This is a genomic window from Aeromonas sp. 6P, assembly GCF_051919525.1.
GTDB classification, from domain to species: domain Bacteria; phylum Pseudomonadota; class Gammaproteobacteria; order Enterobacterales; family Aeromonadaceae; genus Aeromonas; species Aeromonas veronii.
The window spans coordinates 4,542,358-4,558,614 of sequence record NZ_JBQBEO010000002.1 but is presented as its reverse complement, the minus strand read 5'-3'; the positions used below and the strand labels follow the sequence as shown (position 1 = coordinate 4,558,614).

The window sequence follows — 16,257 nt, the reverse complement described above, 5'->3', positions numbered from 1 at the left end:
ATCCGAATCTTTTCCTCCTAATCACAACGGAGAGCACAGATGCAGCTCGAAATTAGCCGTGAGGCCCTGTTACGTCCTCTGCAACTGGTGTCCGGCGCCCTCGGCGGCCGACCGACCCTGCCGATCCTCGGCAACGTGCTGCTTGATGTCAGCAACGGTCTGCTGTCACTGACCGGTACCGATCTCGAAGTAGAGATGATCGGTCAGGTCTATCTGAACGGGGCCAGCGAAGATGGCCGCACCACAGTACCGGCGCGCAAGCTGCTGGATATCTGCCGTGGTCTGCCGGAAGGCGCCGAGATCCGTCTCAATACCGAAGGCGAGCGCCTGATCATCCGCTCCGGTCGTTCCCGCTTCAACCTCTCGACCCTGCCGGCGACCGAGTATCCGAACATCGAGGATTGGGAATCCGTGCTCGAGTTCGATATCAGCCAGCTGGAGCTGAAGAAGCTGATCGATGCGACCCAGTTCTCCATGGCCAGTCAGGACGTGCGTTACTACCTGAACGGCATGCTGTTCGAGAGCGAAGGTCACGGTCTGCGCACCGTGGCGACCGACGGTCACCGTCTGGCCACCTGCCGCCGCGAGGTAGTAGGGGAATCGCTGCCCGATCATCAAGTTATCCTGCCGCGCAAAGGGGTACTGGAGCTGGTGCGTCTGCTGGAGGCGGAAGACAAGCCGGTGCGGCTGCAGATCGGTCGCAGCAACCTGCGGGCTGCGCTGGACGGCTTCATCTTCACCTCCAAGCTGGTGGATGGCCGCTTCCCGGACTGGCGCCGCGTCATTCCGCGCAACAGCGACAAGGCGCTCATCGCCGGCCGTGAGGATCTGCGTCAGGCGTTTGCCCGTGCCGCCATCCTCTCCAACGAGAAATTCCGTGGGGTGCGTCTCAATCTGCAGGAAAACCTGCTGCGCATCACCGCCAACAACCCGGAACAGGAAGAAGCCGAAGAGCTGCTTGACGTACAATATGCCGCTGGCGAGATGGAGATCGGCTTTAACGTCTCTTATGTGCTCGACGTGCTGAATACGTTAAAATGTGACCAAATTCGGATTAGCCTGAGCGATTCCATCAGCAGTGCCATTATTGAGGATTTTGAACATCAGGATGCTCAGTACGTGGTGATGCCGATGCGGATCTAGTCGTGTCCCTGGTCAAACTCCAGCTCAGCGACTTTCGCAATATCCAGCAAGCCAGTCTCAAGCTGTCGCCCGGCCTCAACATTTTGGTCGGGTGCAATGGCAGCGGCAAGACCAGCGTGCTGGAAGCCATTCACTACCTTGGTCTGGGGCGCTCCTTTCGCACTCATTTGACCGGGCGGGTTATCCGCCAGGGGGAGAGGGCATTTACCCTGTTTGCCCAGTGCGAGCTGGAGGGGCGTCAGGTACCGATCGGTCTTGCCAAAGACAAGAGTGGCGAGACCCAGCTCAAGATTGCCGGGGCGCAGGCCCAGCGGCTGGCCGATTTGGCGGAGCTGTTGCCGGTGCAGTTGATCCATCCCGATGGCTTCAACCTGCTGACGGGCGGGCCTCAGGCTCGCCGCGCCTGGCTCGATTGGGGTGTTTTCCATCAGGAGCCGACCTTCTTTGCCCTTTGGGGGCGAGTGCGGCGGCTGCTGAAACAGCGCAATGCGCTATTGCGCCAGAGCACTCAGTACCGCCAGCTGGCATTCTGGGATCAGGAGCTGGTGCGGCTCGGGGGTGAGTTGGCCGAGTTTCGCGCCAGTTATTGTCAGGCCATTACGCCCCTGATCAAGGAGATGACGGCGGATTTTCTGCCGGAATTCGATATCAGTCTCGGCTTTTACCGGGGCTGGGAGAAAGATACTCCCCTCGGCGATCTGCTGGAGGCGGGGTTTGAGCGGGATCGGGCGCTGGGCTATACCGGTGTCGGTCCACAGAAAGCCGATGTGCGCCTCAAGGCGAACGGGGTACCCGCTCAGGATATTTTGTCCCGGGGTCAGCTGAAGTTGCTGGTCTGCGCCATGCGACTGGCCCAAGGGCTCTATTTGAATCAACATAGCAGCCGTGGCTGTATTTTTTTAATTGACGATTTTGCCTCTGAACTGGATGTTGACAAGCGCCGCTTGCTGGCCGCAAGGCTGAAGCAGTGTGCGTCCCAGGTGTTTATCACCGCCATCGACACCGGTCAGCTCGCAGACATGATGGATGCGAATGACTGCAAGTTGTTCCACGTGGAACAGGGTAAAATCTCCGAAACGTTAGAGAAGGCAGAGAGTAAGCTATGAGTGAAAATACTTACGACTCCTCGAATATCAAGGTGCTGAAGGGCCTGGATGCGGTCCGCAAGCGCCCGGGGATGTATATCGGCGATACGGATGATGGCTCGGGTCTGCACCACATGGTGTTCGAGGTCGTCGATAACTCCATTGACGAGGCGCTCGCTGGCTACTGCTCCGATATTCTGGTCAAGATCCATTCCGACGGTTCTGTCTCTGTGCGTGACAATGGCCGGGGTATCCCGGTAGACATGCATGAGGAGGAGGGCCGCTCCGCCGCAGAGGTCATCATGACCGTGCTGCACGCTGGCGGTAAGTTCGATGACAACTCCTACAAGGTTTCCGGTGGCCTGCACGGCGTGGGTGTCTCAGTCGTTAACGCCCTCTCTGACAAGCTGTTGCTGACCATTCGTCGTAACGGCCACGTCTACGAGCAGACCTATCATCTGGGTGAGCCGCAGGCGCCGCTCAAGCAGATTGGCGACAGCACCGGCACCGGTACCGAAGTTCGCTTCTGGCCGAGCCCTGCCATTTTCAGCGATACCCTGTTCCATTACGAGATCCTGGCCAAGCGCCTGCGCGAGCTCTCCTTCCTCAACTCCGGTGTCTCCATCCGTCTGCAAGACGAGCGTGATGGCCGCGAGGCGCATTTCTGCTACGAGGGTGGCATCAAGGCGTTCGTTGAATACCTGAACCAGAACAAGACCCCGATCCACCCGAAGGTGTTCCATTTCACCACCGAGCAGGATGGTATCGGCGTTGAAGTGGCGATGCAGTGGAACGACGCCTATCAGGAAGGGGTCTACTGCTTCACCAACAACATCCCGCAGCGGGATGGTGGTACTCACCTCGTTGGCTTCCGTACCGCGCTGACCCGTACTCTGAACTCCTATATGGACAAAGAGGACTACAGCAAGAAGGCCAAGTCTGCCGCCAGTGGCGACGACGTGCGTGAAGGTCTGATTGCCGTTATCTCCGTCAAGGTGCCGGATCCCAAGTTCTCATCTCAGACCAAAGACAAGCTGGTCTCTTCCGAAGTGAAGACCGCCGTTGAACAGGCGATGGGTGAGAAGCTGGCTGACTTCCTGCTGGAAAACCCGGGCGATGCCAAGATCGTGGTCAACAAGATCATCGATGCGGCCCGTGCCCGTGAAGCGGCCCGCAAAGCCCGCGAACTGACCCGCCGCAAAGGCGCGCTGGATATCGCCGGTCTGCCCGGCAAGCTGGCTGACTGTCAGGAAAAAGACCCGGCTCTCTCCGAACTCTACATAGTGGAAGGGGACTCTGCTGGCGGTTCCGCCAAGCAGGGTCGCAACCGTAAGAACCAGGCCATTCTGCCGCTCAAGGGTAAAATCCTGAACGTGGAGAAGGCCCGTTTCGACAAGATGATCTCCTCGCAAGAGGTGGGCACCCTGATCACCGCACTGGGTTGCGGTATCGGTCGCGACGAGTACAACCCGGACAAGCTGCGTTATCACAACATCATCATCATGACCGATGCGGACGTCGATGGTGCGCACATCCGAACCCTGCTACTGACCTTCTTCTATCGTCAGATGCCGGAAATCATCGAACGTGGCTACGTCTACATCGCCCAGCCGCCGCTCTACAAGGTGAAGAAGGGCAAGCAGGAGCAGTATCTGAAAGACGAAGACGCGCTGCTGCAGTACCAGACCGCCATGGCGCTGGATGGTGCTACCCTGCACGTCAACGAGTCTGCCCCGGCTATCGGTGGCGAGGCGCTGGAGCGTCTGGTCAACCAGCACCGCTCGGTGACTCACCTGATCACCCGCATGTCTCGTCGTGCGCCAGAAGCCGTGCTGACCCAGCTGATCTATCAGCCGGAGTTGAACGAAGCGCTGCTGAACAGCGAGAGCGATCTGCTGGCCTGGTGTCAGGGTATGGAAGCCGTGCTCAACGAGAGCAACCACGGTATCCAATACCAGATCCAGGTTCGTCGTGATGAAGAGCGCAGCCTGTACGTGCCGCACGCCGTGGTACGTCAGCACGGTGTCGACCGCGAATATCCGCTTAGCTACGACTTCCTGCAGTCCGGTGAATACCGTCAGCTGGTTTCGCTGGGCAAGGAGATCGCCAACCTGATCGAGGAAGGTGGTTTCATCAAGCGTGGCGAGAAGGTCAAGCCGGTTGCCAATTTCGTAGAAGCCGTCGAGTGGCTGATGGGCGAAGGCAAACGCGGCATCTACATCCAGCGCTATAAAGGGCTGGGAGAGATGAACCCGGACCAGCTGTGGGAAACCACCATGGATCCGGAAGCCCGTCGCATGCTGCGCGTCACCATCGACGACGCCGTCGGTGCTGACCAGCTCTTCTCCACCCTGATGGGTGATGCCGTTGAGCCCCGTCGTGACTTTATCGAGACCAACGCCCTGCGCGTAGCCAACCTCGACGTCTAATCGACGCAGTCAGTTCGATATAAAAAGCCGCTCCTTGTGAGCGGCTTTTTTTTATTTTCAGGGGCGGGGAAATGGCACGTTCCACGTGAAACATGAAACTGCTTGGTGTTGATGGTTATAACTCAGCTCAGTTCTGGTGCCAGGCAGTAGAGTCGCAGGCGATGGCCATCGGGATCAAGAGCCATGCCGGTATAGCCAAACTCCATCCGGGTTGGTTGCTGGATGATGGTCAGGCCACGAGCTTGCCACTCTGACAAGCCAGAATCGACACTGGTTTCATCAGGCAGCGAGAAGGCCAGTTCCATGGCGCCAGCACTTTGGGTAACGGCTGGCTCGACGGTGGTACTGGACCAGAGCGCCAGTCTGGCGCCTGACTCGAATACGAACATGGCAAAGGTAGGTGACTCTTCCACCGGTTCACGCCCGAACAGCTGGCGGTAGAAGAGCGCACTGCGGGTCGGGTTGGCAACGTAGAGGATGGTGAACTGGGGAACTAACATGGTGATGCTCCTTGCTGATGAGATGGCGCATTGGCGCCGACCCCGTCAGCATGGTGCTACCTGCTGTCAGTTTCTGTCAGCAATGAATTTCGGTTGCGGGATCTGCTGGGTGGTGCGCCACTTCTTCAGCAGGCTCTCTCTGCTTTTTGGATAGCGGCAATCTTGCGGTTGCATCCGGGTGATGCGATCGACCCGAAGGTGGCGAAAGCCCTGACGCAGTTCGCACCAGGCTACCAGTACCCGCACCTGTTCGAAGTAGCCGAGGGCAAAGGGCCAGACGGTACGCTCAGAGGCCTCATCCTTGAGGTCACGATAACTCAGGGTCACCTTGCGTTGCTGGCGGATGGCGCAGCGCAGCGGGGCTTCATCGGTGAGTCGGTCGCTGCGGGAGGTGCCGATCAGCAGGGCATTGCTCTGGAGCTGCTGGCGATAGTCGGCGGGCAGCACGGCTTCTATCTTGGCCAGCGCACTGCTGGCCGATGCACTCAAGGCTCCGTCACCGTGGGCGACTACCCAACGTGACCCCAGCACCAGCGCATCCAGCTCCTCTTCACTGAACATCAGTGGCGGCAGCATGAAGCCGGGACGCAACACATAGCCGATCCCCGATTCGCCCTCGATATGGGCTCCTTGTGCCTGCAGGGTGGCGATATCCCGATAGAGGGTGCGCAGGCTGATGCCAAGCTGGCTGGCCAGTTCCGCGCCAGTAATGGCGTAACGGTGGCCGCGCAGCAGCTGGAGCAGGGCCAGCAGGCGTTCGGAACGGGACATGGGATGACTCCTCGGGATTTCTGGTTAGCCTGCCATAGCGGAGTGAGCGGGTATAGAGGATGTCATCAGACATTGTTGCCACGAAAAGATCGTCGCCACTCGCTGGGGGAGATGGCAAAGCGGGCTCGAAAGTGATTGCGCAGGGAGGTGGCACTCTTGAAGCCGACCAGCTCGGCGATGCGATCGATGGAATGGCCGCTTACCTCCAGCAGCTCCTGACTGCGCCTGAGCCGCTCCGCCAGCAGCCATTCACCCACCGAGAGGCCGGTAGCCTGATGAAAACGGCGGGTAAAGGTGCGGCGGCTCATCAGGGTGTGGGCCGCCAGAGAATCCAGGGTGTGGGGTTCGGCCAGATGGGCACGCAGGTGATCGAGCAACTGGTTCATCCTGACATCGCGAGTGGAGGCGGGCACCGGCTGTTCGATAAACTGGGCTTGGCCCCCTTCCCGGTGAGGCGGGATCACCAGCCGCCGCGCCACCTTGTTGGCGATGGCCGAGCCGTGGTACTGGCGTACCAGATAGAGGCAGCAGTCCAACCCGGCGGCAGTGCCTGCCGAGGTGACCAGCCCATCGTCATCCACATAGAGGGCGTTGGTATCGAGCTGCACGCAGGGAAAGCGGCGGCAGAAATCCTGTTCGTACTCCCAGTGGGTCGATGCTTTGCGACCATTAAGTAGTCCGGCGTAGGCGAGCACATAGGTGCCAAGACAGAGCCCGACCAGCCGGGCACCTCTGGCTCTGGCGGCAATCAGGGCATCGAGCAGTGCTGCGGGTGGCTGTGCTGCCGGGTCGTGCCAGAAGGGGATGACGATGATCTCCGCCTCGGCCAGCACCTCCAGCCCATGAGGAGCCTGAATGGTGAAGCCTTGCGCCGAGTGTGCATGATGGTTGCCATCACCGCAGCAGATCTTGAGCTCGAACAGCGGCTGGCGCGGCAGGATGTCGCCGAAGATGAGACAGGGGACGGCGCAGTGAAAAGGGCTGAAGTGATCGAAGGTCACCACGGCAACGATCGGGGTGGTCATGGTGTTGGCTCCTCTCTGCGCGCAGACCACTCATCATAAGCGTTTGGCTGTGAAAGCCGAAGGGCCATGTCTGACATGGCTCTCTTGTGGATCATAGCGATATCGCCTCGCCATCTTGCGGCACCCGTACCCGATCCATCATGCCCCGGTCCACCAGATAGTCGCGTAGCTCCTGGCGTGACAGCACGGCGTGGTTGACCGCCTCCATATGACTGGCGATCAGCGTGGCTTGCGGTGCGGCCTGATAAACGGCGGCGACATCCTCCTTACCCATGATGATGGAACCGAGTCCGGGCACCTGTGCATCGCCACAGTTGAGGATGATGACCTCGGGTTGATGCTGTTGCAGGGCTTGCTCGACCCGGGGATGCCAGATGGTATCACCGGCCAGATAGAGGCACTGTTCATCGGGGTGGGAGAAGACCACGCCGCATACCTCTCCCATGCGCTCGCCCAGTACCGCCATCAACTGGTCGCTGCCGTGCTGGCCACCGGTCTGTTGCAGGCGAATGCCGGCAAACTCGGGCTGGTCGCTCAGCAGCCGCACATCCTCAAAGCCACTGGCACGAATGGCATCGGCATCTTTCTGATGTTGCACCAAGAGCGGCAGATGCTTGGGGAGCAGGGCTCTGGCGGCATCATCCCAGTGGTCGGGATGGTCGTGGGTGACGATCACGGCGTCCACATCGACCAGCTCATCGATCGGTAGCGGCAGCTCGACCAGCGGATTGCGCAGATGGCTGTTGGCGGTGCCTTCAAAGCCGGGGAAGGCTCCCTTGGCCGAGAGCATGGGGTCGATCAGAAAGCGGGTGCCGGCATAGTCGAGCAGCAAGGTGGCGTTGCGAACCTGGGTAATCTTCATGAGATGGCTCCATGTTGGCTGGTGGATATGCAACCAATTATGGAGTGCGGAGCGCATTGCCATCAGTGGCCCACGGGTCGATTATCATCACTATCGGGCCAACAGGTTGATGTTCTACAGGTCGGTGCGGCCATTTAAAAAATTCGAAAAAATCCCCTTGAAAGGAAAAAGTGAGCCCCTATATAGGTAACAAGGCCGGAACGCTCGACAGAGGTTTCGACCAGGCGCCCGTCCATAAGGAGGGCAAACAATCCGTTATCGCTCACAAGAGGGTAATACTATGCGTTCTATCGACTTTTCTCCGCTCTATCGTTCTGCCATCGGTTTCGATCGTCTGGCCAATCTCATCGAATCTGCGGCCAGCAATGGCAATGCCGGTTATCCCCCCTACAACATCGAGCAGTTGGGTGACAACGACTACCGCATCAGCATGGCGGTGGCGGGCTTTACCCAGGAAGAGCTGGAGCTGAGCTTCCAGGAAAATCTGTTGACGGTGAAGGGCAACAAGCAGGCCGATACCGAGCGTAACTATCTCTATCAGGGGATTGCCGAACGTGGTTTCGAGCGCCGCTTCCAGCTGGCCGACTATGTGCGGGTTAAAGGGGCCGATCTGAAAAACGGCTTGCTGCACATCGAGCTGGTGCGTGAAGTGCCCGAGGCGATGAAGCCGCGCAAGATCGAGATCAACGGCTGATAGCCTGAATTCACTGAAATTTTAAAATTCCCCGGGTGCCGATGACGGGCCTGTGGAGAGTTGAACCTGTTGCTTATTAGAAGGATAGGATTATGCGTAACCTCGATTTTTCTCATCTCTATTCCAACGCCGTCGGCTTCGAGCGGATGGCCCGTGAGCTGGAAGGTCTATTCGAGCAGAAGACCGCCGCTTACCCCCCGTACAACATTGAAAAGCGCGATCAGGATGGCTATCGCATCACGGTCGCCGTGGCTGGCTTCGAGCGCGAAGAGCTGGAGCTGGAGACCGAAAACGGCACCCTCAAGGTGAAGGGGCGCAAAGGGGCTGCGGCCGGTGAGCGTCAGTTCCTCCATCAGGGGATTGCCGAGCGCGACTTCGAGCTCGCCTTCAAGCTGAGCCAGCACGTGGAAGTGCAGGGCGCCAAGCTGGAGCATGGTCTGTTGACCATCGACCTGGCTCGCGAGTTGCCGGAGGCGCTCAAGCCCCGCGCCATCCCCATCGGTAAACCCGAGCAGCTGGCGCTGCCCGGCTAAGCAAACCGGATTGCGATAAACAATAAAGGCCTGCATCTGCAGGCCTTTCTGTTTTTGGCTGGCCGGACTGATTTAGCCGGCGTAGAGGGCATTGATTTCATCGGCCAGAATGGCGATGCCGCGACGAACCAGCTCCTCACTCTGGGAGTAGTTGAGGCGGACGCACTCCTGGCTGTGGCGCCACTCGGAGTCGTCGATGCCGGGGAAGAAGTAGTGACCCGGCACGATCAGCAGGTTCTTCGCCTTCAGTCGCTCATAGAGCTCCTGACAGTGGATCGGCAAATCTTCAAACCAGAGCCAGAGGAAGAGAGCCCCTTCAGGCTTGTGGATATGGAAGCGCGGGTCGGGGATCGCTTCGCGCAGCAGCTGCACCGCCAGCTCCGCCTTCTGCTGATAGAAGGGCTTCACCACCTGTTCGCTGAGGGCGATGATCTCGCCGCTCTCGATCATCGGGATGGTGATGGCGGGCCCCAGACTGCCCGGCGCCAGATTGATGATGCCGCTCAGGTTGGTGATGGCCTGGATGATCTTCTCATCGGCGATGACGATGCCGCAGCGGGTGCCCGGCAAGCCCAGCTTGGAGAGGCTCATGCAGAGGATGGTGTTGGCGTTCCAGAACGGCTTGGCTTCGCTGAAGATGATACCCGGGAAGGGGACGCCGTAGGCGTTGTCGATCAGCAGCGGAATCCCCTTGTCGCGGGCGATCTGATCGAGGTGTTCGATCTCTTCATCGGTCAGCACATTGCCGGTGGGGTTGGTTGGGCGGGAGACGCAGATCACCCCGATATCGTCGCCCACCTGCAGGCTCTCGAAATCCACGTGGTATTTGAACTGGCCATCGGGCAGTTTCTCGATGGTGGGCTTGTAGGCCACGAAGTAGTCGTCGGCCAGCGCCGAGTCGGCATAGCCGATGTATTCGGGGGCGAGCGGGAACAGCACCTTCTTCTTGCGGCCATCAGCAAATTCACCGGCCAGCAGGTTGAACAGGTAGAAGAAGGCATTCTGGCTGCCGTTGGTCAGGGCGATATTGCGGGCTGAGATATCCCAGCCCAGCTCCTTGCTGAGCAGTCCGGCAAGCGCCCTGGTGAACCTGTCTTTGCCTTGCGGGCCATCGTAGTTGGCCATCGCCTTCACCAGTTCGCCGTTGTCGAGCAGGGTTTTGGCCTCGGCCTGAAAGCGCTCCAGCATGGCGGGGATGGGGGCCGGATTGCCACCACCCAGCATGATGGCGTCCGGATTGGTCAGCCCCTGATTGAGGTCATCCATGAGTTGGGTAATACCGGCGTGGCGAGTGAACTTCTCGCCGAACAAGGAAAATTCCATTCAGTGACAGATCCAGATTTGAGTTACGGGGATGTAGCACCATAGCTCAGTTTAAAAGCGGGTGTCGATCAAAAAGATGGGACGTTCCACGTGGAACATGGTGCAAAAATCAAGCGTGGTTAAAAGCACCAACTGTTGGTTTAAAAATGACCGAGCGGGATGCATTTTGCGACTCAATTTGGTATCGAGATATAGTTAATTTAAACAAAATCATCATGTTATGAATTGCGTGAGGATTGGCACAACTATTGGAATAGCTATCTGGTCATCTCAACCATACCGGAGCAAACCAGATGAAAAGCCTGATCGTTACCCTGATTGTGAGTGCCCTGAGCCTGAACGTGATGGCCAACGAAAACCCGCGGCCCGAGCTGGAGAGTGCCCAGCTGGAGCAAGATGTGCAGAGCGAGTTGCAACAGGCATCACATGCCGTGGTGCAGGATGCGCTGCACAATCTCAAGCCGCTGGCGCTGGATACCCTGGTGGTGGAGGCGAGTCAGGCTGTGGCGACTCACCCCGAGAGCTGAGGTAGCGCAGGGGGGTCTGTCCCGAATGTTGTTTGAAGAAGCTGATAAAGGCGCTGTCGCTGGAGAACTCCAGCGCAACGGCAATCCGGCTGATGGACTCGCTTTCTGCCAGTAGCTCCATGGCGCGCAACAGCCGCCACTGCTGACGCCACGCCTGATAGCTCATGCCGGTCTCCCGCATGAAGATGCGGCCAATGGTCTTGTCACTGGCACCCACCCGCTCGGCCAGCCGGTTGAGCCGATCGGGCAGGGCATCTCCCCGTTTCAACTGCTGTAGCCAGTCGCCCAGTCTGGGATCGGTTGGCAGCGGCAACTGCCACGACTCCCGCGGCGCCTGCCCCAACTCCTCCATAAACAGTGCCACCGTCCGTTGTTGCTGCTCTTGCGGTTTGTCCCACGGCCAGAGCGCCATCCGCTCGATCAGTTCGTGCAGCAGCGGATTGACCGCCAGCACCTCCACCGTGCCGGGCAACTCGGGGTGCGGCTGGAAGTAGAGTGAGCGGTAGGCCACCACACCGCGCATCAGTACCCGGTGGGCGGTGCCTGCAGGCAGCCAGGCGGCACGGGTGGGCGGCAGCAGGCAGACTCGGCCTTCCAGCTCCATGGTCATGCAGCCGGATTGGGCGAACAACAGCTGGTGGCGCTGATGCTGATGCATGCCCGAGTCGTGCCAACCGAGGGCGGAGGCAATGCCGATCACGCTGCCGGTCAGCTGGTCGGGCTCAAAAGGGTGATCGGGAAGAATAAAGGCCATATGTCCGATTTTTGATGTTTATAGTCCTACTTATTGTAATCAGACAATCGACATCTCTCTAGAATGGCGACCTCTTGTGAAGGAGGTTTGTCATGAACAACAAGTTGCCACCGCTCTGGCTGGTGGTGGGATTGATGATGTTTCCCCAAATTGTGGAGACCATCTACAGCCCGGTCCTGACCCACATTGCTACCCAGTTTCAGGTGAGCGAAGGGCAGGCATCCCAGACCCTGTCGGTCTATTTTCTGGCGTTTGCGGTGGGCGTGGTCTGCTGGGGACGGCTCTGCGATCTGATAGGGCGGCGTCCCGCCATGCTGGCGGGTCTGCTCACCTATGGTGTCGGCACCTTGCTGGCGCTGCTGGCCAACCAGTTTGAAACCCTGCTGCTGGCCCGGGTTATCTCGGCCTTTGGCGACGCCGTGGGTTCTGTGGTGACCCAGACCATGCTGCGCGACAGCTATCAGGGCAGCGATCTGGCGCGGGTCTTCTCGGTGATGGGCATAGCGCTCTCCCTGAGCCCGGTGCTGGGGTTGCTCAGTGGCGGCCAGCTGGCGAGCGGGTTCGGCTATCTCGGGGTGTTCAGCGGTCTGCTGGTCCTGGCGGTAGGTTTGCTGCTGGTGACCTGCTGGCAGTTGCCGGAAACCCGTCCGGCCACCAGCCAGCGGGTCGCGCTCTGGCTGCTGGCGCGCCGGATGATGAAGGATGGCGGACTCTGGCGCAGTGCCATGCTGGTCGCCCTGTTCAACACTATGCTGTTTGGCTACTACAGTCTGGCCCCCTTCCTGTTTGCCGGATTGGGATTGAGCACCGGCGAGTTTGGCTATTCGGGGATCTTGCTGGCGCTGGCGACTCTGCTCGGCAGCTTGCTCAACAAGCATCTGCTGGGGAGGGGGTGGCTGCCGTCATCTCTGGTCAGGTTGGCTTGCGCTCTGGCGCTGGTTGCCGGGCTGCTGGTATGGGTGACTCAGGGCAACCTCTGGTTTCTGTTGCCCATGATGGGTGTGGTGGTGGCCTTCGGGCTGGCTATCCCCAATGTGCTGAGTCAGGCGCTGCTGGCCTATCGCGAGGTAGCGGGCAGTGCTGGTGCCCTGTTCGGGCTTGGCTACTACCTGCTGCTTAGTCTGGGGTTGGCGGTGGCGGCCGGATTGCAGGAGCTCGGCCTGTTGCTGAGTGGCTGCGGTCTGCTGGCGCTGATTTGCAGCGGGCGTCGTTCCACGTGAAACGTCAGTTGCCGATAAAGCGGTAGCCGATACCGGATTCGGTCTCGATAAGCGTCGGTTGCTGGGGGTTATCCCCCAGCTTTTTGCGCAGACTGGCGATGACGATGCGCAGGTAGTGGGTGTCCTCCTTGTGGCTCGGCCCCCAGATGTCGTTGAGCAGCTGGGTCTGCATCACCAGCTTGCCGGGGTGGCACACCAGCGCTTGCAGCAGGGCGAACTCTTTGCGGGAGAGAGGGATCTCCTCGTCTTTCATGGTTACCTTGTGGCTGCTGACATCCAGCGTCAGGCCGCATTGGGGGAAGTGGCGTCGCTCGCCGCTGCTGACGCCAGCACGTTGGCGCAACAGCACGCGAATACGTGCCATCATCTCACCGATGCCGAACGGCTTGCTCATGTAGTCGTTGGCACCGGCATCCAGCAGTCGCACCTTCTCCTGCTCCGAATCACGGGCCGACAACACCAGTACCGGATTGGGGTGGTGTTCGCGAATGGCCTGCAACACCTGAATGCCATCGCCATCCGGCAGACCGAGATCGAGGATCACCAGATCGGGGTTGAGGTGGCGATACTGCTCCAGCCCTTCATTGACCCCCACCGCCTCACTCACCTGATGCCCCTCGGCAATCAGGCTGATCCGCAGAAAGCGACGGATCGCCGCTTCATCATCTATGACCAGAATGTGCGCCATCAGACCTCCGGTGAATTGAGCGCGAGCGGCAGGGAGATGCGCATGCAGGTGCCGTTGCCATTGGGGCCGGAGAAGGCCCAAATCTTGCCGCCGTGGGCCTCTATCATAGCGCGGGAAATGGCGAGGCCAAGCCCGGTGCCACGGCTGCCGCAATCGCCCACCGGTTGGGTGTAGAAGAGATTGAAGATCTTCTCCCGATCCGACTCGGCGATACCGACCCCGATATCGATGATGTCGATGATGAGGTCTGGCTCGGCCACCATTACCTTGAACTCGATGGGGGTGCCTGCCGGCGAGTAGCGAGAGGCGTTGTCGAGGATGTTGACCAGCACCTGTTCGATCAGGGCGCCATGGACATAGAGCTGGGGCACATGCTGATCGAAATGGACCAGCAGCTTGTGCTGGCGCCAGGAGGAGTCGAGCCGCTTGCGGGCGCTTTCCACCAGATCCGCCAGATCGACCCAGTCCCGTTTCAGCTGGAAGTCGGGGGAGCCGATGCGGGTCATATCCAGCAGATTCTGCACATAGCTGTGCAGGCGGCGAGCCTCCTCCTGTACCGAGTGGAGCAGTTCGTTGCGATCATCCGGCGGGATCCGGTCACCATATTCCAGCAGAGTGCTGCCGGCACCCATGATGGTGGCCAGCGGCGTCTTCAAGTCGTGGGAGACCGAGGAGAGCAGGGCGGCCCGCATTCGATCTGTTTCCGCCTGCAACTGGCTGTCGGCCAGCCGCTCGTTGAGGTCGATCCGCGCCAGCGCAGCGCGAATGTCGGTGAGCAGCGCCTGCAGCTGATGCTCGGCGGAGGAGGAGAGCGGATTGGCCAGTGTTATGCCGATCACCAGGTCATCGCTGAGGTGGTGATACTGGGCCTCGGCGGCATTGAGGGTGGCAGTGTGGGCTCCGGCACTCTGCTTCTGGGCCAGACACCAGTCGATGGCCGCCTTGTCGGTCTGGCCGGGTCTGTGTTTCTCGTTGCCGAGGCGGTCGTGAAAATCCTTGTCGATCACTACGGTCGGCTGGCCCAGCGCCAGCGAGATCGCTTGCGCCCCTTGTCTGAGCACCTCCTCCGGGCTGTTGGCGGTCGCCAGCCCCTGACTGAGGGAGAGCAGGGCATTGCCCAGCTGCTGGGTCTCGCGCAGGCCTATCAGCTGCTGGCGCTGGCGGGAGGCGAGGCGCCCCGCCGTCATGCCGACGATAAGCAGCACGAACAGGGTGAGCAGGTCGCTGTGGTTGGCGACGCTCAGGGAGAAGTAGGGGGCGGTGAAGAGCAGATTGTGGGCGATAAAGCCCAGCACCGCCGCCAGTGTGGCGGGAACCAGACTGGTGGTGAGGGCCGTCGCCAGCACCCCCAGTACAAAGATGAGCGGCAACGCTGCTGGTGGCAGCCAGTAGGAGAGCCCCCAAGCGGCGGCTGAGGTGATCCCCATGATCACCACTGCCAGCATGCTGTGGTGTATATCCTTCGGGGTCGGGACGCGCATCCCCACTCTGTGTTTCTGCTTCTCGGTATCGACCAGGGTGATCTCCAGCCCCTGCGCCTGCTTGAGCAGGTGCTGCACCAGCGAGCGACGCCACGGCGCCTTGTGCGGTTTGCCGAGCAGCAGCTGGGAGACCTGCTGCTGCTCGGCAGTCTCCAGCAGGGTATTGGCGACCGCCGGACTGGAGAGGGTCAGCACCTTGGCGCCCAACTGGGAGGCGAGCGCCAGCGCTTGCTCCACGTCGGCCGAGCTGCGGCCATTGCTATCCACGTGCACTACCAGCCAGGGTAGCTGGCGACGCTGGGCAAAGCGGTGGCCATAGCGCACCAGCGCAGCCCCGTGCTGGTTGCCGAGGCAGACCATCAGCTTGCCCCGCAGCGGCAAGGTGCTCTTGCCCGCCGCCTGCCATTGCAGTTGCAGATCGCCCTCCACATGGCTGGCGGCGGTCTGCATCGCCAGCTCCCGCAATGCAGTGAGGTTGTTGAGGGAGAAGAAGGATTGCAAGGCGGCCTTGGCCTGATGGGGTACATAAACCTTCCCTTCGCGCAGGCGGCCGAGTAGCTCCTTGGGGGGGAGGTCGATAAGGATAATGCTGTCTGCATCGAGCAGAACCTGATCGGGCAGGGTCTCTTTGACCCTGACCCCGGTCAGCTGCCACACCAGATCGTTGAGGCTCTCCAGATGCTGGACGTTGAGTGTGCTATAGACGTCGATACCTGCGTTGAGCAGCTCCTCCACATCCTGCCAGCGCTTCTCGTGGCGGCTGCCGGGGGCGTTGCTGTGTGCCAGCTCGTCCACTACGGCGATGGCCGGTTTGCGGGCGAGCAGGCCGTCGAGATCCATCTCTTCCAGTCGCTGCTGGCGGTGCATGTGGATCTTGCGCGGCTGGATTGCGAGTTTGTCGAGCAGGGCCAGTGTCTCCTGCCGGCCGTGGGTCTCCACCACGCCGATCAGGATGTCGACCCCCTCCTTGGCCTGTTCCCGCACCGCCTGCAACATGGCGTAGGTCTTGCCCACGCCGGGGGCGGCCCCGAGAAAGACTTTCAGCTTGCCCTTGTGCTCTTGCTCCAGACTTGCCAGCAGGGCGTCAGCCCTTACCTCATCACGCATCCCCATGCTCCTGCATCAGACTCGTCAGCAGGGCGTCAGCGCTTGCTACATCAGCCATTGTTATCCCTATCGAGCCAACTGCCCGTTTCGAAAATGGAGGTCAACGCCAGATCGG

The 16,257-nt window shown here is 60.2% G+C and carries 15 protein-coding genes; 7 read left to right on the top strand and 8 right to left on the bottom strand.

The annotated features are described in order from the left end of the window. Positions 1-39: 39 nt before the first annotated feature. The 3 genes from dnaN to gyrB are packed head-to-tail and all read left to right on the top strand — an operon-like array spanning position 40 to position 4,657. A complete protein-coding gene (gene dnaN / locus ACTG2J_RS21270; RefSeq protein WP_005339306.1) occupies positions 40-1,143 on the top strand; it encodes a DNA polymerase III subunit beta in 1,104 nt (367 codons plus the stop codon). Positions 1,144-1,145: 2 nt separating this feature from the next. Further along, positions 1,146-2,249 (top strand): DNA replication/repair protein RecF, encoded by a 1,104-nt coding sequence (gene recF / locus ACTG2J_RS21265; RefSeq protein WP_005339305.1) that lies wholly within the window; start codon positions 1,146-1,148, stop codon positions 2,247-2,249. Further along, entirely contained in the window at positions 2,246-4,657 is a 2,412-nt protein-coding gene (gene gyrB / locus ACTG2J_RS21260; RefSeq protein WP_005357188.1) for a DNA topoisomerase (ATP-hydrolyzing) subunit B, read from the top strand. Before recF ends, gyrB begins: the two co-directional genes overlap by 4 nt. A gap of 122 nt (positions 4,658-4,779) precedes the next feature. Here gyrB and ACTG2J_RS21255 read toward each other — a convergent pair whose 3' ends face one another. The 4 genes from ACTG2J_RS21255 to ACTG2J_RS21240 form a co-directional block, all read right to left on the bottom strand. Continuing rightward, positions 4,780-5,157 carry a VOC family protein gene (locus tag ACTG2J_RS21255; RefSeq protein ID WP_157161694.1) on the bottom strand — a complete coding sequence of 126 codons (378 nt, stop codon included), beginning with the start codon at positions 5,155-5,157 and terminating at the stop codon, positions 4,780-4,782. Between the two features lie 66 nt (positions 5,158-5,223). Further along, entirely contained in the window at positions 5,224-5,928 is a 705-nt protein-coding gene (locus ACTG2J_RS21250; RefSeq protein ID WP_439997865.1) for a helix-turn-helix transcriptional regulator, read from the bottom strand. A 65-nt stretch (positions 5,929-5,993) separates the two neighbouring features. Further along, a complete protein-coding gene (locus ACTG2J_RS21245) occupies positions 5,994-6,953 on the bottom strand; it encodes a helix-turn-helix domain-containing protein (RefSeq protein WP_113740553.1) in 960 nt (319 codons plus the stop codon). A 91-nt stretch (positions 6,954-7,044) separates the two neighbouring features. Further along, positions 7,045-7,815 carry an MBL fold metallo-hydrolase gene (locus tag ACTG2J_RS21240; RefSeq protein WP_113740554.1) on the bottom strand — a complete coding sequence of 257 codons (771 nt, stop codon included), beginning with the start codon at positions 7,813-7,815 and terminating at the stop codon, positions 7,045-7,047. 280 nt (positions 7,816-8,095) lie between these two features. Here ACTG2J_RS21240 and ACTG2J_RS21235 point away from each other — a divergent pair, with 280 nt between their 5' ends. Beyond that, positions 8,096-8,509 carry an Hsp20 family protein gene (locus ACTG2J_RS21235; protein WP_041210487.1) on the top strand — a complete coding sequence of 138 codons (414 nt, stop codon included), beginning with the start codon at positions 8,096-8,098 and terminating at the stop codon, positions 8,507-8,509. 92 nt (positions 8,510-8,601) lie between these two features. Continuing rightward, positions 8,602-9,042 carry an Hsp20 family protein gene (locus tag ACTG2J_RS21230; RefSeq protein ID WP_005339297.1) on the top strand — a complete coding sequence of 147 codons (441 nt, stop codon included), beginning with the start codon at positions 8,602-8,604 and terminating at the stop codon, positions 9,040-9,042. Between the two features lie 72 nt (positions 9,043-9,114). On the opposite strand, the gene ACTG2J_RS21225 is transcribed toward ACTG2J_RS21230, so the two are convergent. Continuing rightward, positions 9,115-10,365: a valine--pyruvate transaminase gene (locus ACTG2J_RS21225; protein WP_113740555.1), complete on the bottom strand. Its 1,251-nt coding sequence runs from the start codon at positions 10,363-10,365 to the stop codon at positions 9,115-9,117. Positions 10,366-10,658: 293 nt separating this feature from the next. Between ACTG2J_RS21225 and ACTG2J_RS21220 the strand changes: the two genes are divergently transcribed. Then, positions 10,659-10,892: a hypothetical protein gene (locus tag ACTG2J_RS21220; RefSeq protein WP_101530237.1), complete on the top strand. Its 234-nt coding sequence runs from the start codon at positions 10,659-10,661 to the stop codon at positions 10,890-10,892. Here ACTG2J_RS21220 and ACTG2J_RS21215 read toward each other — a convergent pair. Beyond that, positions 10,822-11,646: an AraC family transcriptional regulator gene (locus ACTG2J_RS21215; RefSeq protein ID WP_101530236.1), complete on the bottom strand. Its 825-nt coding sequence runs from the start codon at positions 11,644-11,646 to the stop codon at positions 10,822-10,824. The genes ACTG2J_RS21220 and ACTG2J_RS21215 overlap by 71 nt on opposite strands. A gap of 92 nt (positions 11,647-11,738) precedes the next feature. Between ACTG2J_RS21215 and ACTG2J_RS21210 the strand changes: the two genes are divergently transcribed. Further along, complete coding sequence (locus tag ACTG2J_RS21210) at positions 11,739-12,866, top strand: multidrug effflux MFS transporter (protein WP_439989151.1); 1,128 nt, start codon at positions 11,739-11,741, stop codon at positions 12,864-12,866. 4 nt (positions 12,867-12,870) lie between these two features. On the opposite strand, the gene ACTG2J_RS21205 is transcribed toward ACTG2J_RS21210, so the two are convergent. Together ACTG2J_RS21205 and ACTG2J_RS21200 are read right to left on the bottom strand one after the other, a co-directional pair. After that, the gene (locus ACTG2J_RS21205) at positions 12,871-13,554 is read right to left on the bottom strand and encodes a response regulator (RefSeq protein WP_005357169.1); all 684 of its coding nucleotides are present in this window, start codon (positions 13,552-13,554) and stop codon (positions 12,871-12,873) included. Then, positions 13,554-16,142: an ATP-binding protein gene (locus ACTG2J_RS21200; RefSeq protein WP_439989152.1), complete on the bottom strand. Its 2,589-nt coding sequence runs from the start codon at positions 16,140-16,142 to the stop codon at positions 13,554-13,556. Before ACTG2J_RS21200 ends, ACTG2J_RS21205 begins: the two co-directional genes overlap by 1 nt. Positions 16,143-16,257 lie beyond the last annotated feature (115 nt).